This window comes from Acaryochloris thomasi RCC1774 (assembly GCF_003231495.1).
GTDB lineage: Bacteria > Cyanobacteriota > Cyanobacteriia > Thermosynechococcales > Thermosynechococcaceae > RCC1774.
The window spans coordinates 38,834-56,118 of the sequence record NZ_PQWO01000009.1 but is presented as its reverse complement, the minus strand read 5'-3'; the positions used below and the strand labels follow the sequence as shown (position 1 = coordinate 56,118).

General features: G+C 50.3%; 17 protein-coding genes and 1 tRNA gene. 11 read left to right on the top strand and 7 right to left on the bottom strand.

All coding sequences use genetic code 11. The features are described 5' to 3' along the window. Window positions 1-63 precede the first annotated feature (63 nt). A complete protein-coding gene (locus C1752_RS14885; RefSeq protein ID WP_110986872.1) occupies window positions 64-852 on the top strand; it encodes a hypothetical protein in 789 nt (262 codons plus the stop codon). A 171-nt stretch (window positions 853-1,023) separates the two neighbouring features. After that, window positions 1,024-1,863 (top strand): response regulator transcription factor, encoded by an 840-nt coding sequence (locus C1752_RS14880; RefSeq protein ID WP_110986871.1) that lies wholly within the window; start codon window positions 1,024-1,026, stop codon window positions 1,861-1,863. A gap of 11 nt (window positions 1,864-1,874) precedes the next feature. Here the strand turns inward: C1752_RS14880 and C1752_RS14875 are convergent, their stop codons facing one another. Next, window positions 1,875-2,447 (bottom strand): hypothetical protein, encoded by a 573-nt coding sequence (locus C1752_RS14875; protein ID WP_110986870.1) that lies wholly within the window; start codon window positions 2,445-2,447, stop codon window positions 1,875-1,877. A 105-nt stretch (window positions 2,448-2,552) separates the two neighbouring features. Here C1752_RS14875 and C1752_RS14870 point away from each other — a divergent pair, with 105 nt between their 5' ends. After that, a complete protein-coding gene (locus C1752_RS14870) occupies window positions 2,553-3,371 on the top strand; it encodes an ABC transporter permease (RefSeq protein ID WP_110986869.1) in 819 nt (272 codons plus the stop codon). Window positions 3,372-3,381: 10 nt separating this feature from the next. Here the strand turns inward: C1752_RS14870 and C1752_RS14865 are convergent, their stop codons facing one another. The 6 genes from C1752_RS14865 to C1752_RS14840 all read right to left on the bottom strand — a co-directional run bounded on the left by C1752_RS14865 (window position 3,382) and on the right by C1752_RS14840 (window position 9,603). Continuing rightward, the gene (locus C1752_RS14865) at window positions 3,382-4,680 is read right to left on the bottom strand and encodes a sensor histidine kinase (RefSeq protein ID WP_199464410.1); all 1,299 of its coding nucleotides are present in this window, start codon (window positions 4,678-4,680) and stop codon (window positions 3,382-3,384) included. A gap of 52 nt (window positions 4,681-4,732) precedes the next feature. Then, a complete protein-coding gene (locus C1752_RS14860; protein ID WP_110986867.1) occupies window positions 4,733-5,410 on the bottom strand; it encodes a response regulator transcription factor in 678 nt (225 codons plus the stop codon). Window positions 5,411-5,567: 157 nt separating this feature from the next. Continuing rightward, a complete protein-coding gene (locus C1752_RS14855) occupies window positions 5,568-6,752 on the bottom strand; it encodes a DUF4168 domain-containing protein (RefSeq protein ID WP_110986866.1) in 1,185 nt (394 codons plus the stop codon). 81 nt (window positions 6,753-6,833) lie between these two features. Next, a complete protein-coding gene (locus C1752_RS14850; RefSeq protein WP_146242353.1) occupies window positions 6,834-7,223 on the bottom strand; it encodes a hypothetical protein in 390 nt (129 codons plus the stop codon). Window positions 7,224-8,245: 1,022 nt separating this feature from the next. After that, window positions 8,246-9,325 carry a class II fructose-bisphosphate aldolase gene (gene fba / locus C1752_RS14845; protein WP_110986864.1) on the bottom strand — a complete coding sequence of 360 codons (1,080 nt, stop codon included), beginning with the start codon at window positions 9,323-9,325 and terminating at the stop codon, window positions 8,246-8,248. Between the two features lie 206 nt (window positions 9,326-9,531). Next, window positions 9,532-9,603: transfer RNA gene (locus C1752_RS14840), tRNA-Lys, on the bottom strand. 268 nt (window positions 9,604-9,871) lie between these two features. On the opposite strand from C1752_RS14840, the gene mgtE reads away from it, so the two are divergent. The 8 genes from mgtE (at window position 9,872) to C1752_RS29740 (ending at window position 17,280) form a co-directional block, all read left to right on the top strand. Continuing rightward, entirely contained in the window at window positions 9,872-11,269 is a 1,398-nt protein-coding gene (mgtE, locus tag C1752_RS14835) for a magnesium transporter (RefSeq protein WP_110986863.1), read from the top strand. Between the two features lie 53 nt (window positions 11,270-11,322). Next, on the top strand, window positions 11,323-13,302 hold the full coding sequence (locus tag C1752_RS14830; protein ID WP_110986862.1) for an ATP-binding response regulator: 1,980 nt from the start codon (window positions 11,323-11,325) through the stop codon (window positions 13,300-13,302). Window positions 13,303-13,476: 174 nt separating this feature from the next. Continuing rightward, window positions 13,477-13,758 carry an ATP-dependent Clp protease adapter ClpS gene (gene clpS, locus C1752_RS14825; protein ID WP_110986861.1) on the top strand — a complete coding sequence of 94 codons (282 nt, stop codon included), beginning with the start codon at window positions 13,477-13,479 and terminating at the stop codon, window positions 13,756-13,758. Between the two features lie 6 nt (window positions 13,759-13,764). After that, window positions 13,765-14,580 carry a CPBP family intramembrane glutamic endopeptidase gene (locus tag C1752_RS14820; RefSeq protein WP_233501609.1) on the top strand — a complete coding sequence of 272 codons (816 nt, stop codon included), beginning with the start codon at window positions 13,765-13,767 and terminating at the stop codon, window positions 14,578-14,580. 166 nt (window positions 14,581-14,746) lie between these two features. Further along, window positions 14,747-16,231: a glutamate synthase subunit beta gene (locus tag C1752_RS14815; RefSeq protein ID WP_110986859.1), complete on the top strand. Its 1,485-nt coding sequence runs from the start codon at window positions 14,747-14,749 to the stop codon at window positions 16,229-16,231. 91 nt (window positions 16,232-16,322) lie between these two features. After that, window positions 16,323-16,532, top strand: coding sequence for a hypothetical protein (locus C1752_RS14810; RefSeq protein WP_110986858.1), 210 nt, complete (start codon window positions 16,323-16,325; stop codon window positions 16,530-16,532). Between the two features lie 210 nt (window positions 16,533-16,742). Beyond that, window positions 16,743-17,105 (top strand): hypothetical protein, encoded by a 363-nt coding sequence (locus tag C1752_RS14805; RefSeq protein WP_110986857.1) that lies wholly within the window; start codon window positions 16,743-16,745, stop codon window positions 17,103-17,105. A 52-nt stretch (window positions 17,106-17,157) separates the two neighbouring features. Beyond that, on the top strand, window positions 17,158-17,280 hold the full coding sequence (locus C1752_RS29740; RefSeq protein WP_274704520.1) for a hypothetical protein: 123 nt from the start codon (window positions 17,158-17,160) through the stop codon (window positions 17,278-17,280). The last annotated feature ends 5 nt before the right edge of the window (window positions 17,281-17,285 follow it).

Genomic DNA, 17,285 nt, shown 5'->3' with positions numbered 1-17,285 from the left:
CAAGGATACAAACGTTCCTGTAATATCGAAAAAAGTATAAATTGATACGGAATCAAAACGATTATGAGAAACATTTCATCCAAACTAATTTTGCTGGGAGCCGTCTGTCTGATCTCTGCCTGTGATGCCACAGAGCAAGTCTCTTCTAAAGTGCAAGATGCGGCTCAAAATATAGGGGGAACCCAAGAACTGGTGGGCATGACGAAAGGCGTCACTCAAACCCTCAACTCAGTCAAATCAGGAAACTTCGATCAGGCTAAACAAGAATTTAGTGCCGTTCAGCAAAACTGGACAGAGGCAGAAGGCAAACTAAAAGCCAGTCCAGAAACCCTCAATAACATTAAGAGCAACGTCCAGGCCATTGCCACGGATCTGAAAGCCAGTCCCCCAGACAAAGATAAGTTGCTAGGTAACCTCCAGTCTCTATCCGGTTCAGTCGGAGCCCTTGCCAAAGGCGAAGATCCCGCCCAAACCGCCTCCGCTCCAGGAGAAACCAGCGAGAATGGCGAAACAGCCATCGGCGGTGCCGAACTGCCTCAAACAAAAGCTGAAGAAGCTCAGGCCTTTGAGAACAATCTAGTGGCGATGAAAGAAGCACTAACACAAACCAATACCGCCGTTGAATCCAGCGATTTCTCTAGCGCCAAAGACTCTTTTGGTGAAGCGAGACAAACCTGGTATAAGTTTGGCGGCAGCGTCAAAGAAAAATCTGCTGATACCTACCAAGCAATGGACCAAGGCGTAAAAACAGTCAATACAGCTCTCAACCAAGCTGAACCTGCCCAGGCAAGCATACTATCAGACTTGAGCTCGCTCTCTAGCGAACTTGATACCGTCGCTCCATCTGAGTAGCGTCATAATTTCCTAGATTGAAACCTCATTGAATCTCTGCAAAAAGGAGGTTTGATGAGGTTTTATTTTGCACCAGAACAGCCACCGTGATGTAGCTGGAGCTACCGAAGCAAAATAACTTTTCTGCTAGCTTATTCTTAGAATCTTAAAATCATAAGGATAATATCCTTCGTGAGCGCTCTTCACATTCTTATCACTGAGGCTAATCCACACCTACGTTCTCTTTTAGGGTGGCATTTACAGCAGGCAAAGTACGTTATTTCCCTTGCATCATCCCTGCAGCAAGCACAGGATATCTTTAGTCAGCAGCAGCCAGAAGCCGTCATCATTGATTCCGACCTACCCGATGGACACGGCCTTGAATTCTGTCAGTGGCTGCAGCGCCAGCCCAGCACACTAGTCCTCATGCTCTCAGCCCAAGATAGCGAAGCCGATATTGTCGCGGGCCTGAAGGCTGGAGCCGATGACTACATGACCAAGCCCTTCGGCATGCAGGAGTTTATGGCGCGGGTCGAAGCCCTAACTCGACGAAATCAGGCGTCTCTCCCTAGCCAGCTTCGGTTCGGAGACCTCAAAATAGACTTGGTTCAGCGGCAGGTTCACTACACACAGGACCTGATTGATCTGACACCTCAAGAATTTAGTCTTCTGTATGTACTAGTGCAGGCCGGTGGAGCAGCTCTTAGTCGAGTTGAGCTGCTCCAGAGAGCGTGGCCCGAAAATATTGATAACCCGCGTACGGTTGACACCCACATTCTGTCTCTCCGCAAAAAGATTGAAAATACCCCCCAGCGGCCGCAGTTGATTCAAACGGTGCGCAACGTTGGGTATCGCATGAACATGGAAGACTTGGTTTCCCAAGGGAACAGACCCACAATCTCACCACCAGAGATCCAGGAACCGTCATCGCAGACGATCCAATCATCTGAAGCCCATAGTTCTGTCTACAGAGGTAGAGCCGGAAGCCATAGTGTCTCTATTGGGCAGCCGGCTAAGGTCTCCAATGGTTGAGTCTCAGCTCGTCAAATAGTTGTGGCGGTCCAGAAAACCCAGGCATCTGCCAGCCCTAGCAACAGCGTAAAAAACAGCAAAATGCTGTACATCCAGACCTGCGCCAAAGGTTTCACGTGTTCCATTCTTAAACCGGTTTCTGCCTCAATTCTCTGAGTCATGCGCGCAAAACCGGCAACGCGCATGGGCAGCAAGTAGGCCGTCTCTGTAGAATTAATCAGGTAAAAGACGCGACCGCCCTGCCCCGTCGCTCGCGCTTTGATATCTTGAATCATTGACCACTGCAAAGACCAAGTCTGCCGAAATAGGCTCGGAACCCAGCGTGGATAGCAGACATGAATGCCCTCAGTATCTAGACGAACCTCTTCACTCAGCGCAGCCTGCAGGGCAATGCCGCCCGCGACTAACCCCAGAACAAACCAAGACAGCGGCAGATCGGCTCCCGTGACCCAAGCAAGATAGGGTAACGGCACGATTAGAGCCAGATAAAGACTCCAGAGCGTCACCCAAATCAAAGGCGAGATGCGAAAGGTGTCCGCGAGTGGCTGTGCTCGCGTTTCTGTCGTCGTCGGCAAGTTTGGCATCGCATTCCCTTTCTCTAATCTTCGGCTCTGCAGTCTATCTCGGGGAATTTGTGTCTCTCCCAATATTGTTGTAACAATTAGTAAAGAAAATAGCGATACGTAACAGTGACCTTAAATCTTGACCTTCCCGTTAAACACCAGAGCAAAAGCAGTTTTTTGATAGAGATATGGCTCGATAGTCTCACTATATTTTGGGGAGAGTGGCTAGATTTGCGCGTCCGGGTCAAGCAAATCGTGGCTTCTGGCATGGTGTCTCCGCTCATTTACATTCTTGCCTTCGGGTTAGGTCTCGGAAATTCTCTGCCAAAACCTGCTGTGGGCGACAATTATCTCGAATTTATTTTACCGGGAATGATCGCTCTGTCTTCTATGACAATTTGCTTTGCGGGTACCACATTTTCGATCTGTGGCGATCGCCTCTTTAGCAAGACATTTGAGGAACTACTGCTCCTGCCCATTCATCCCCTTTCGCTCTATCTGGGCAAGGTGATGGCGGGGGTGGCTCGCGGGCTATTAACCTCATCATCGGTGATCGTGATCGCTATTTTATTTACGGGTAAGATTTTGAGCTTTCTCAATCCGCTCTTTCTCGCACTGCTAGTTTTAAACTGTGCGGTATTCGCAGGTCTGGGGGTTTTGGCTGGACTCAGCGTACAGTCCATTGAAAGCGTCGGCCTCTACAACAACTTCTTAATTGTGCCGATGTCTTTTCTAGGGGGGACTTTTTTCGATCCGACCAGCTTGCCTCCGGTCTTCAAGGTATTGGTTTACGCTCTTCCTTTAACTTATACCAGCATGGGACTAAGAGCGGCAGCATACCAGCCTATCGCTGATTTTCCCTGGTCTACGCTGCCAATTCTGCTGCTGATGGCCTTGATCTTGGCGGGCATCGGAGGCTATCAATTTTCTCATCAGCAAGACTAGCTTTACTGTTTCATGAATTTGAAGCTTTCTCACAGGTCTCCACTGCCGTCGCTTGATTAAGCAACCGTCGCCGAGGAAACTGTACTGCAGGCAAATGAACTCGGAAGCAGCTTCCGACGCCGACTTTGCTAGTCAATGTAATTTTGCCCTGATGGACGTTGGCGATTGACTTTGCGATCGCAAGTCCTAAACCCATTCCTCCTTTGCGACTCGTCCGGGCAGACTCTGCCCTCCAGAAGCGATCAAAAATCAGCGAGAAGTGGTCCCGATCAATCCCAACCCCCGTATCCTCAACCATCACAATCGCCGTTTGATTCTGGCGCGCAACAGAAAGCGTCACCGTTCCTCCACCCGGCGTATACTGCAGCGCATTACGAAGCAAATTAGAGAACAAACGCCTGAGCTGGTGGGCATCTCCCACAACCAGCATCGGAATTAAGTTTTGAGACTGCAGCGTAATCCCTTTTGCCTGTGCTGACTCCTCTAGACAAACAGTTTGCTCTCGTAGCACCTGATCAAGCTGTACAGGCATCCAATCCTGCACAGATGAGCAAGTCGCCACAGCATCAGTGCGGGCCAAAAACAAAAGATCTTCCACCAGATGATTAATCTGTCCGGTCGCCTCCACAATCGCAGCCAGCTTGCGAGCATCTTTTGGGTGAACCCGCTCTGGATGATTCAGCATCACCTCCGCCGAGGTCTTAATCACCGTCAAAGGGCTGCGCAACTCATGGGACGCATCCGCAGTAAATTGCTTCAATCGCCGAAAACTTTGTTCAATCGGCTGCAAAGCCCGCTCCGTCAGCCACAATCCGCCCACACCCACAAAACACAAAGCAACTCCTCCACCCATGCCTAGCCCCCACACCAGACGTTTTTGAGCATTTTTGACCTCTTCAGTTGATTGGCTAGCGCGAATATATCCACGCAGCAGCGGTTCATTGACAGTATCCGTATCGCTGTGAACCGAAATCGTATACATGCGCACCTTCAAAGGCCGCTCTGAAAGAATGGTCAGATCTTGAGACTTCAAGCGGGGCGGCAGACTAGAAGAGATCTTTCCCTTACTCGCCAATAGCTCACCACTGGCACTGAACCATTCCAGACTCTGGTAGTCACGATTAAAAATGTTTCGCCAAGGCACCTCAGGGACCCGATCGAGGTATTGACTGCCGCTTCGCTCAATATCTGACAAAGACGGTGCAGCCGCCTGAGCCAACAGCGTCAGTTGCTGATCAATTTGACGATAGAACCGGCGGCTGAAAAAACTGTAAACACCAGCACCAAAAACCGCCAGAATTGACGCCATTACAACAAGATAAGACAGCAACAAGCGCCAGCGTAAATCCTTGAATAATGGGTTACGGATCCTGTTTAAGTCGATACCCAAAACCATAGACCGTCTCGATTAAGTCCGGAGAAGCACCAGCGGACTTGAGCTTATGTCTCAAGCCCTTAATGTGGGCCTTAACCGTATCTTCCTCTGGCAATACTTCAAATGCCCACAAATGCTCTAAAATTTGAGCCCGACTAAAAACCCGTCGCTGATTGCGCAAAAAAAGCTCTAGCAAACTATATTCTTTCGGTGTCAGACTGAGCGACTGCTCCTGATAGGTAACCTCACAGGTATTCGGATCAAGCTGTAGATCAGCCCATTCCAGTACGGGAGGGGCCGTCGTACTCCCCCGCCGCAGCAAAGCTCGGATTCGAGCCGACAACTCTTCCAACGCACAGGGCTTGATCACATAGTCATCGGCCCCCGCATCTAGCCCCAGCACCTTATCTGTAATCGTATCGCGGGCCGTCAACATCAGCACCGGCATGCTTTGACCATGGGCTCGCAGACGCTGGCATAACTCAATGCCGTCCATTTTTGGCAACATCACATCAAGCAGCACAAGATCATAGGTGAAAGCCTGCAGCAGTCCCCAACCCGCTTCACCATCGTAGGCAACTTCGACAGCATAGTTTTGCTCAGTCAGATCCTCAGCAAGTGCCTCCGCAATTCGTTCATCGTCTTCAACAACTAGCAACTTCACACGTCATCTCATCCTATGTCATGGGACAGTCATACTTTTAACATTATCGCTGTCTTGGGAATTAATCGCGGTTCATCTCATTACAAAAAAAATTACGGTGACGCTCAGACACCACCGTAATCTCAAATATCAACGACTTGGAAACAATCAATAATCGCTAGTTAGGAATCATTTGCTGCACCTTTGTCTGCAGAGACGGATCCTGTCGAAGAGAAATTAAAATTTCCATAAACCGCTCAGGCTCCAAACCCTGCGATTGAATGACTTTTTCCTGCTCAACCTTACTCTTCTCCTCTATCACTTGGATGTCAGAGAGAGCCTGAGTGAAAGACTGCTTTTCTTCCTCTGTCACCTCTGCCGCAGCAGGAGCATCCGGCGACTGCTGAGACTGATAGATTTCGTTGAATCGAGCTTCATCAAATCCAGAGCCTTGAATCACTCCCGAAATCTCCTGCTGCGTGCCCTGCTCGATCGTTCTCAGCTCCGGCACCGTATTGGCAAACTGCTGTAGTTCTTGATCGCTAACTGGCGCTGCGTTAGGTGCAGCAGAATCAGAAGGTACGCTCTCATCAACAGGAGCAGCTTCACCAGCCGGACTCACGTCCTCTGAGCTAGCCTCTGGCGGCGCAGAAGGCTCACCCCCCTCAGCCACTAGCTGCGGAGCCTCAGCAGAGCTGGGCACAGAAGAGCTGGGAGAAATATCGCTTTCAGAAGGTAAGGCCTCTTCAGGAGCGTCTATCGAGCTATCCTCATCAATCAGAGAAGGATCCGCTGGGGCCGCGTCCTCTGAATCAACACTGCCCTCAATAGGGCCGGATAGATCATCATCTGCTGGAGGAACGTCTTCAGTCCCCCCAATCGGAGAGGCATCTTCTTCCTCGACGGTAGCCTCAGTACCCTCTTCAGTGCCTTCGACAGCCTCTACGTCATCGACAGGCACTTCCTCTTCAATTTCTGAAGAAGTGGCGTCACTATCCTCGGATAGCACATCACCTTCAGGAGTAGAGGCATCAGTAGGCTCCGTTGCCTCAAAAGATTCTGCGCCTCCGATTGACTCAGGGGCAGCCTGAGCGGGCGACTCTAAAGACGAAGCCGGTGTTACAGGTTCCAGCTGAGTGGCTGCTCCAGCAGGCTCAACCGGAGCAGAAGGTGGGTCCAGCGGCAGTAGTTGCTCAGCACCAGAAGGCGATGAGGCATCAGAAGCAGATTGCGGTTCACTCAGAGCCTCGGATGAGCCGCCCACTGGAGTAGTCTCAGCTCTAACAGGCGCAACAATTAGGGCGCCAGCGCCAGCAATACCCAACAAAATTTTAGCCAGGGTAGCACTCGTGCAGATTCTCATACATTGTCCTCACGTTTGGTATATCAACTTTTGGAGCGAGCAAATATCTACTTCAGCAGCACCCAGACATAAATCGACGCACTACTCTACAGGAGGAGCTTCCTCTGCGGATGGATCGGGTTCTGTTATCAGAGGCAACTCTGAACCTTGTGGCTCTTCTAATGAACCCTGAGGCTCAACCGCATCAGGAGCAGATTGCTCTAGATCTAAGGGAGGAAGATCCGAAGGACCACCTTGAGCAGCAGGATCAGAGGGTTCCCCCTGCGCGGCAGGATCACTGTCAGGACTGATAGCACTGTCGGGAACACTCGGGTCAGCCGGAGCTTCGCCAGATAGATCCTGCGGAGCCTCTTCACCCGGTATTTCAACTTGCCCATTAGGCTGGGGTGGAGCCTGATCACAAGAGACTAAAAATGGAGCCGTTCCTAACCCTACAAGTAGAAAAAGTAGGCTTTGTCGAATATATTTCATAATGTTGATATCTCCTAAAAACTCTAAGCTCACAAAGTAGAGCTATTATTTCCTTCACATTTCAAGTCTGCCTAAAGCAGAAAATCTTTAGGCTCTATCGACAGTGAACGATGAACATTAACCTGTTCGTAGACATCTGGTTGGAATAATCAATCTGACTGAAGTAGAGAGTTGATTTCCAAAAATTAGATGTCACAAGCTACGAATGTAAAGTGAAAAAGTGAAAAACGTGAGAAGCAATTCAGAAAGCCTGGGCACAGAACCCTTAGAGCTATATCCATGTATGAACTTCATACTTTGAGCATTCGATTCAAAAAGCGAAAATATCTTGGAAAAATATGACTTGGGGAAGGCCTTCAGATTAGTTCAGGACATCAAAGCTCTATTGGGTGCATCCCACTTTTGCGCAAATATTGCGTGGCTCCCACCCTAAAATCCCTCTCCCAATTCTGGGCGAAAGACTTTGAGTGCTTTTATCTTGCTCCCCTTCTCCCAAGGTTGGAAGAAGGGGCTGGGGGATGAGGGCCAGGTGCGAAAGTGGGATACTCCCTTCTCATTCCTCACGTGATGAGGGGCAAGACACGACAACTCAAAGTCCTTCTCTCAGAGCTAGGGAAGAAATGAAGGGTGAGCACCACGCCATACTTTTACCAAGATTAAGCATCCCTACTACTTCAATAATTTTTATCCGTCACGTAGACACGTCATTGATCATCGTTTATATAGCAGCACCCGACTGAGTTAGAACAGTCCTTCTCTAGCACAGATGGGCTTCAGTCATCCTTATGCCCTAATCAATACGTATATCTCTACACGTAAAGGTTTAAGCACAGAACAGTCGACGTCGATCTTGAGCAGAAGCAAAGCTACGCCTTCATTATTTTTGAGCCAAAATATTTGATCTTAGCCAAAAGTCAAAGGCATCAAAAAAGCCGGGAAGATTTTTCTTCCCGGCTTTTTTATTCAAGCAATAGGAACATCAAAGGGAATAAGAGAAGATCTCTCAAACCCTCGCGTGTTACCTAAGCTGTAACAGTTTGCTTCGTCTTAGCGTCAAGTTCGCCCTTCTCGTACTTAACAGCATAGATATCGAGGGGCTGCTGCTTGATTTTACTGGCGTTACCAGCAGTGCCAAAGGACTCATACCGACGCAGACAGACCTTCTTCATGTAAGCAATGGAAGGCTTAAGGAAGTGACGAGGGTCAAAGTTAGCCGGATCTTTAAAGGCCGCTTCTCGGATAGCTGCAGTAATAGCTAAGCGATTGTCCGTGTCAATATTAACTTTGCGAACACCAACCTTGATACCTTTTTGAATCTCTTCAACGGGTACACCATAGGTTTCAGGGATTTGTCCACCATTTGCATTGATGATATCGATCCACTCTTTAGGAACAGAGGAAGAACCGTGCATGACCAAGTGCGTATTGGGAAGCCGATTGTGAATTTCTTCAATGCGGCTAATGGCTAGAATCTCGCCTGTGGGCTTCCGGGAGAATTTATATGCTCCGTGGCTAGTGCCAATGGCAACAGCCAAGGCATCCACTTGGGTCTGCTGCACAAATTCAACGGCCTCATCAGGGTCGGTCAGCAACTGGTCTTTGCTGAGAGTCCCTTCAAAACCATGACCGTCTTCGGCTTCACCTTGACCGGTTTCTAGAGAACCGAGGCAACCTAGCTCGCCTTCAACGCTGACGCCAATGGCATGGGCGACATCGACGACCTGCTTAGTGACGGCTACATTGTATTCAAAGCTAGCGGGCGTTTTGGCATCAGCCTCAAGCGAGCCATCCATCATGACGCTAGTGAAGCCATTTTTCATGGCTGAGTAGCAGGTGGTGGGGCTATTGCCGTGATCTTGGTGCATGGCAATAGGAATATGAGGGTGGGACTCAACTGCCGCCAAAATCAAGTGACGAAGGAAGTTTTCACCCGCATACTTACGAGCACCGCGAGACGCCTGCAGGATGACGGGACTGTCAGCTTCCTCAGCAGCCTGCATGATCGAGATGATCTGCTCCATGTTGTTGACGTTATAGGCGGGAATGCCATAACCTTCTTCCGCGGCATGGTCTAGCAGAAGCCGCATAGGTACAAGCGCCATTGATGATCCTCCTAATTACTTACTCTGTGAATCGAGTGGGAAACGCGCGCAATTCTTACATTAATCTAAAGTTATCCTAACCTGTTCAGTGGCCTAGGCGTGAACAATCCATCAATTAGGGTGAAAGGGAAACGGATGGCAAGGTCCATTGACCGACATCTCAGGGCAGATAAACAGGGCCACAAGATCGGTTTAAATTATTAGGATGGGTCGCCCGGGACTCGAACCCGGAGCTAGTCGGTTAAAAGCCGAATACTCTACCATTGAGTTAGCGACCCCAAACGGGGTACATGCCTGTCAGGCACAGAAATCTACACTAGCATAATCTAGGCTTTTAACAAGAGCCAAATTTCTTTCACGTCTGGAGTCGTGATCGAAGTAGCCGCAACTCGTGAGTGTGCGGTATTTGCAGATAGCAAAGACAATTCTTTCAGAGGGGCATAAGTTGAGCTGCCCTGAGATTTTGAGGCTGAGCTGAGATATTGCGGGTTCATTACGCCTATATTCTTAAGTGGGCGGCAACCGGTAATTTCATGAGGGGCTGGCTTGGCAGAGAATACGCAAAATTTACAGATCCAGAGCATCTCTCGCAGGGAACTGCGGGAACTGGTGAGATCGCAACTCCTGATGCTTCTAGAGCGCAATAACCTGGAGGGGGCCAAAGCGCTATTGGTTCCCGTCCAGCCTGCCGACATCGCTGAAGCCATTGAAGAATTACCAGAAGCGATGCAGGCGATTGCCTTTCGCCTGCTGCCCAAAGATGAAGCCATTGAGGTCTATGAGAACCTCAATTCTGCTGTACAGCAGGCGCTGATCGAAGACTTCAAACGTCAGGATGTCTTGGACATTGTCGATAAAATGTCGCCTGACGATCGAGTACGGCTCTTTGATGAACTTCCGGCGAAAATTGTCACCCGTATCCAGGAGCAGTTGAGCCCCATGGAGCGGCAGGCCACCGCGCTGCTGTTGGGCTACGAAGCCGATACTGCTGGGCGGATTATGACGCCGGAGTACGTCTCACTCAAGGAAAATATCACGGTTTTTCAAGCGCTAGACCGCATTCGACAGCTAGCCCGGTTCACGGAGACCGTCTATTACCTCTACGTCACGGATACCGCGCGTCACTTAACTGGCACCCTGTCCCTGCGAGAGCTGGTAACAGCCACGCCTGAACAAAAAGTTGCAGACATCATGACCCGCGACGCCGTATTTGTCAGCACTGACACGGATCAAGAAGAAGTGGCCCGCACGATTCAACGCTATGACTTTTTGGCGATGCCGGTGGTGGATCGAGAGCAGCGTTTGGTGGGCATCGTCACGGTGGATGACGCCGCTGACATTATGGAGCAGGAAACCACCGAAGACATCTACACGATGGGTGGGATCCAGTCCGGCACCGACGATTACTTTCAAAGCAGCCTGATCACGGTGGCCCGCAGGCGAGTTCTGTGGCTGCTGGTCCTGCTGCTGACCAACACGGGCACAACGGCAGTCATCCACAGTCAAGAAGAGCTGCTAACGCAGGTGGTAGCCCTCTCCAGCTTCATTCCGCTCCTGATCGGAACTGGGGGAAACGTGGGTGCTCAGTCTTCAACGGTGGTGATTCGCAGCCTCAACGTTGAGACAATGAGACCTGGACGGGCCTTTTGGGTGATCCGGCGAGAGGCGATGGCCGGGGCCGTGCTGGGGCTTATGCTGGGGGCAATCGTGATTTTGTGGGCCTTTGTCCTACAGGGGAATTTAGCCGTGGCTATCACCGTGGGTTTGAGCTTAGTCGCGATCTCGATCCTTGCTTCGGTAGCCGGCTCCGCCCTCCCGTTTCTATTTCGGACGCTAGGCTTTGATCCCGCCTTGATGTCAGCCCCTTTTATCACAACGGCGGTGGATGTTCTCGGTGTGTTGATATACTTTGCGATCGCACGCGCTATGCTACAAGTTCTGTAGAATTACAATAGGCACCATTCATTATTTCTAGCGCTGTCTACCCTAGCAAGTCAGTGTCACCCCAAAGCCTGAAGGCATATGTGCAGACTGTTCTGGCTTGCAAACATCCCATTGACCTAGACGAGGTGCTAGCAAAGCTCCGTCAAGCAAACAGTGCAGCCTCTAGCTCAAAGGCACCTTTGGGTTCAACTACGATCGCCCATCTAGTCGTATTTGATCGCTCGACACACCCCGTCGGTTGTGTACCCATTGCCAAGCTCATAACGGCTTTTCCTCAGTTGCCTGCTGCTGGCGTGCTTTTAGAACCCATAGCCTGCTTACCTGAAAGCACTTCGCTACCGGAATTTTGGGAAAAGCTACAGACTTTATCGCCGGATGAAACAGTGCACTGGGGGGTAACAGACACTGATGAGAATTTTCTTGGGCTGGTCGATTTAGAGAAAATCTTACCTGCTCTGGCCCGTGGCCAAACACTCTCGGCTAAAAGTGTGGTAGCAGAGACCCATAATCCAGCAAGTGCGATCGCAACACAGCGGCTTATTCTTGAAAATCGTTTGAAAGATAAGTTGCTAGCAGAAATTAGCCATGACCTCAAAAACCCGCTCACGGCTATTCTGGGTCTGTTTAATATCCTTCAGCAGAGCAAGCTAGAACACATTACCGATCGCCAGCAGCAATATCTCAAGCTCATTGACGAAAAAACGCAGCAGTTAATGACGGTTGTGCAAGAGATCATGCTTCTGAGTCAGCTGCAAAATCAGCAGCGAACGCTGCAGCTTGAAGTAGTAGAGCTCTCTTTTCTTTGCGAACAGGTGATTGCCTCCTGCACACAATCCTCCCGAACATCTGTGGTTCAGCTCCATATTGATCAGCAAATTCCCCCTCTCATAGCTGATTTAAGCTGCCTGCAAAAGATCCTCAGCTCGTTAATCAAACAGATGCTGGCGCTGTCAAAAAAACAAATCACACTCCAAGTCGAGCAGTGGGGCGGATGGATTGCCTTTACGGCTTCAACCCAGGCTCCTACGGCAGAACCTAGCGCCATCAAGAAACGTAGTGCAGTCCCCCTCGATTCTGAGAACAATCGGTTAGATCAGTATTTAGCCCATCAACTTGCCCGCTTACATCAGGGTGCTATTTCTGTATTCACGAACGCTAGGGGCAGCCGTCAGGTCACCTTGCTCATTCCACCGAATCTCGCATCACTGCGAGCAGGCAACACTCAAATCGCTCAGTTGAGTCAGCGTCTTGCCCTGGTTGTGGCCCAAGATCTAGAGATTATCGAAGCTTTGAAAGCTGCTCTGCAAGAACAAGGATATCGAGTTGCGATCGCACAATCCGGCCTTGCGGCTCTAAACCTACCCCACCAACTTCAGCCCGCAGTTGTTTTTCTAGAACAATCCTTTGCTTTACCCTCTGGAGGCGACACACTCGCGCTAATCAAAGACAGCGCCCCTGTCATCCTCCTGGGGAAGGCCTCTGCACAACATGAGGCTCAGGCAGTTTTAAGCCAACCCATCACCCACCAAGCCGTCGCAGACTGTCTAGACATTGTACAAAAGCGCGTTGCTCCCCCCTCGTCACCCACCAAAGCGGTCCCCAATAAACAACCTGAGTACGATCGCAACCTTAGGGCTTCAACCTCCCAAAAGAGGGACAAACTGACAATCCTGCAGCTAGAGACAAGCTCTACCCGCTCGCCCGCCATCACCAGTAGTCAGCACCTCAACCAACAGGGTTGCCGCGTGATTTCCATAGAGAATCTCGAAGAAGCGGCCCTACTGCTGCAGATCTGGAACCCCCAAGTCATTCTGTATACGGATACTGACCCCGCTCAACTCCAGCAGCTCAATCAGAATTCGCCCCTCATACAGTTGCCAATTGTAGTCACAGCTCCCAATGTTGCCGCCCAAGCGCGTCATATCCCCTATTTAGACGTTTATGAATACTCCGCTTCTTCCGTCTCTCAGACATCAGAGACCGGCTCAAAGACTCTCGTTCAGGTCTTACAGACCGTAGCTGGCATTCGCTAAGCCCTCGCCTCTGTTCATAGGTCTCAGGTTGTTGCAGGCAAGCTATCGGCGTTACAATACCAAGCTACGGAACACCGTTTGTACCTGAGCCGCCGTGTTAATCTCGGTCAAACCCTACGTTAATTGAACGATAGGTGTGTTGGTTCTGTCCCCTATTGAGCGAACATTAAGCCCATGTCTGTTGAAACCCTCGACAAACAAGAAACCATCCGTAAAATCGCCCCGCGATATCGCGTCTTGCTTCACAACGATGACTTCAACTCCATGGAGCATGTGGTTGAAGTGCTGCTCAAGACCGTCAATAGTCTCACCCAGCCCCAAGCCGTGAGCATCATGATGGAGGCCCATGCCAACGGCATTGCCCTTGTCACTGTTTGCGACCTTGAGCCCGCAGAGTTCTACTGTGAAACGATGAAAATGAATGGCTTAACAAGCACCATTGAGCCAGATGAATAAATCTACGTGAACCTGCAGCTCGCGCATCGTTCAGCCCCGGTACGGCTCGCCGTTTTTATGGGACTGCTGCTGCTCATCTGGAGCCTTCCCGCTCTAGCCATCACACAAATCTGGGGAGCAGGCCCTGCAGCGCTGATTTTGCTCTACGTGCTGTTCATCTGCGGCTTACAGATCTGGTCAAAGAAACTCTACGGCTACGCTCAACCGCTTCAGCACTACGGTCTCGAAATTACCCAAAGCAACGCGATCAATCTATGCCTGGGTCTGGCGATTGGGGGGCTTTCCCTGGGTTTGATGCTGAACGTAGAGGCGCTGTTCGGATGGTTGACCTGGCGTCAGCCACCTGGGTTATCAGTCGCCTTGACGGGCCTGGGAGTTGCGATCGCAGTCGGCTTTGCCGAAGAGCTGTTGTTTCGAGGTTGGCTTTTAGATGAGCTAGAACGCGACTATTCACCCAATCTAGCCCTGCTGATCGGCAGCGCTATCTTTGCCGCACTGCACTACATCAAGCCCTGGTCAGAAATCGTCCAAAACTGGCCCCAAGCCTTTGGTTTATTCCTGCTTGGCATCACACTGGTATGGAGTAAACGAGGCTGCAGGGGTCGTTTAGGTCTCGCCATCGGTCTCCATGCTGGCCTCGTCTGGGCCTATTACTGCGTGGATGTCGGTAACTGGCTTGCCTACACAGGATTAGTCCCCGCCTGGATTACGGGCATCAACGAAAATCCCTTGGCGGGCTTGATGGGACTACTTTGCCTCAGCAGTATTGCTCTCAACATCCGGTATTGGACAACACGCAAGACATTCCAAAAGCGCCCTTAAATATTTATTCAAAGAAATTCATAGCACTGCTGCCCTAGATTCGGTATAGATTAGAGAGCGCTGCCTTGGTCAAATATAAGAATCTTAGATTTGTTGGCCCTGACTGTTGTACAAAAGCTAAAATCATCAAACCTCTGACTCACCATAAGATTTACGTTTAGACATCATGGGCAAACCAACCGGCTTCATTGAATTTGTTCGAGAGATTCCCACAGATCGCCCGCCCCTGGAGCGCATTAAGAACTGGGATGAATTCCACGAGCATCTACCGGAAGAGCGACTGAAGAATCAAGGTGCCAGATGCATGGACTGTGGCACCCCGTTCTGCCACACCGGTACCGTAATTAGCAATATGGCCAGCGGTTGCCCCATTAATAACCTCATTCCCGAATGGAACGATCTCGTCTATCGAGGACTGTGGCGTGAAGCACTTGAGCGTCTGCACAAAACCAATAATTTCCCTGAGTTTACGGGACGGGTCTGTCCAGCACCCTGTGAAGGTTCCTGCGTGTTGGGGATTAACAATCCACCAGTCACCATTAAGAACATTGAGCAAACCATTGTCGACCACGGCTGGCAAAATGGCTGGATTCAGCCCGAGCCTCCGGAGAAACGCACCGGCAAGAAAGTGGCGGTTATTGGTTCCGGCCCCGCTGGACTGTGTGCCGCAGCTCAACTCAATAAAGCGGGCCACTGGGTCACTGTATTAGAGCGAGCCGATCGCCCCGGCGGCTTGCTCACCTACGGCATTCCCAATATGAAGCTTGAGAAGGAGCAGGTGGTGATGCGCCGCGTCAAACTACTTGAAGAAGAGGGCATCAAATTTGTCTGCAACACCGAAGTGGGCAAAGATTTACCCGCTGAATCGCTCCTCAAAGATTTTGATGCAGTGGTTCTCTGCACTGGATCGACTCGTCCCCGTGACTTACCGATTGAGGGCCGAGATCTGAAGGGCATCCACTTTGCAATGGATTTCTTAACTGCCAATACCCAGGCGGTCATGGATCCGAGCCTCAACGATCAGGTTATTTCTGCCCGTGAGCAAGATGTCGTGGTCATTGGTGGAGGAGACACGGGGACGGACTGCGTAGGTACCTCCATCCGCCACAACTGCAAGAGTTTAGTGCAGCTTGAGATTATGCCAAAGCCCCCAGAAGAGCGGGCTGCCAGCAATCCCTGGCCTGAATGGCCGAAGGTCTACCGCCTGGATTACGGCCAAGAAGAGGCAGCCGCGGTCTTTGGTGATGACCCCAGAGGGTACTTAACGATGACCACTAAGTTTGAAGGCGATGAAAACGGCCACGTTAAGGCACTACATACGGTTGAAGTTAACTGGCAAAAAGATGAACAAGGCCGATTCACTCCCGTTCATGTGACCGGCTCTGAGAAGGTAATCCCCGCCCAGCTTGTTCTACTGGCGATGGGATTTTTAGGACCAGAGCAGCCCTTGTTAGATTCACTGAAGCTTGATCTTGATCCCCGTGGTAACGTCAAAGCAGAGCATGAAAACTATACGACTAGTATTCCGGGGGTGTTTGCTGCTGGAGACTGTCGTAGGGGCCAGAGCCTAGTGGTTTGGGCCTTTAATGAAGGTCGAGGTGCGGCCAGGGAATGCGATCGCTACCTGATGGGCCACACCGATTTACCTTAAGTTTTCTTAACTCGATTTCTATTTAAATTCCTTTTTGTTGACGTCGATAAAATCTTCTATTGTCCTACACATAAGTCCGGGAGCTAATGCTATGAGCCTCTCTCCGAAAACTGTCTACGACAATCTTCAGCAACTTGAGAAAGTTGACCGAGTTAAAAGTGCCACTTATCGGCAGATGGCCCAGGAGATCTTGGCCGATCTGTCCGTGAGTCAAAAGTGGCGAGAAGCGATTGCAGAACGACTCAATTCAGCAAATCGGACGCTGGGCCTACAGATGGCAAACGAGAACGACAGCTATTAGACAATTCTGTCATAGCCCCTAATAGCACGTAATAGCATTTAACCCTCACCCAGCCTATGAGGCTGGGTTTATCGTATAGATTTATGAGAATCATCAACTTTTGTTAGTGAAACTTCATCTATCTCAACTATTATCTAGATAGGCAAGCACTGGGGTAAATGTGCCCTTGGCTTGACGCGCTGAAGTTCAAGGCAAAAGGAAAATCACAGCATGGCTACCTCTAACAAGTCTGACGATAAGGGTGAACTCGAACTCTACCAGACGCCCCCTCTGCCCAATAATCGCCCCGTTGCGGAGCAATCCCTCGATTACATTACAGATGGAACGCTACCAGGGAATCGCCCAATCACGATCAGCCACCTAGATGTTGTGGATACAGAGACGCTTCCAAACCATCGTCCGATCATCCGCTCTGGCCTAGACATCGTAAATATGGAGCAGATGTCTGGGGGCCGCCCCATCATTCGCTTGGGCCTACCGCTGATGCCTTCATCTGATTTGCCCAACAATCGCCCTATCTCAACAGGATCTGTTGATGATTCTTCCGGCATCTTGATGGGCTTTATTGACTAAATAGCGAATTAAGACAGATCCCGAGCAGCAAAAACTGTAGGCCTATTTAGAGATGAGATCGCATCTCCTCTACGTAGAGCATCTATTCGGTCAAACGGCTTCTGAGCATGGTACCGTTTGGAAATTGCTAGGCGCTAAGTCCCAAGAGGAAAGCAGCCTGCAGCCAACGGATTAGGCCCA

What these genes read in the sequence shown, in the direction of transcription:
- fba (WP_110986864.1), bottom strand. Translation starts at nt 9,325, where the DNA reads ATGGCGCTTGTACCTATGCGGCTTCTGCTAGACCATGCCGCGGAAGAA.
- C1752_RS29740 (WP_274704520.1), top strand. Translation starts at nt 17,158, where the DNA reads ATGAGATCGCATCTCCTCTACGTAGAGCATCTATTCGGTCAAACGGCT.
- C1752_RS14810 (WP_110986858.1), top strand. Translation starts at nt 16,323, where the DNA reads ATGAGCCTCTCTCCGAAAACTGTCTACGACAATCTTCAGCAACTTGAG.
- C1752_RS14805 (WP_110986857.1), top strand. Translation starts at nt 16,743, where the DNA reads ATGGCTACCTCTAACAAGTCTGACGATAAGGGTGAACTCGAACTCTAC.
- clpS (WP_110986861.1), top strand. Translation starts at nt 13,477, where the DNA reads ATGTCTGTTGAAACCCTCGACAAACAAGAAACCATCCGTAAAATCGCC.
- C1752_RS14815 (WP_110986859.1), top strand. Translation starts at nt 14,747, where the DNA reads ATGGGCAAACCAACCGGCTTCATTGAATTTGTTCGAGAGATTCCCACA.
- C1752_RS14875 (WP_110986870.1), bottom strand. Translation starts at nt 2,447, where the DNA reads ATGCCAAACTTGCCGACGACGACAGAAACGCGAGCACAGCCACTCGCG.
- C1752_RS14855 (WP_110986866.1), bottom strand. Translation starts at nt 6,752, where the DNA reads ATGAGAATCTGCACGAGTGCTACCCTGGCTAAAATTTTGTTGGGTATT.
- C1752_RS14865 (WP_199464410.1), bottom strand. Translation starts at nt 4,680, where the DNA reads ATGGCGTCAATTCTGGCGGTTTTTGGTGCTGGTGTTTACAGTTTTTTC.
- C1752_RS14885 (WP_110986872.1), top strand. Translation starts at nt 64, where the DNA reads ATGAGAAACATTTCATCCAAACTAATTTTGCTGGGAGCCGTCTGTCTG.
- C1752_RS14850 (WP_146242353.1), bottom strand. Translation starts at nt 7,223, where the DNA reads ATGAAATATATTCGACAAAGCCTACTTTTTCTACTTGTAGGGTTAGGA.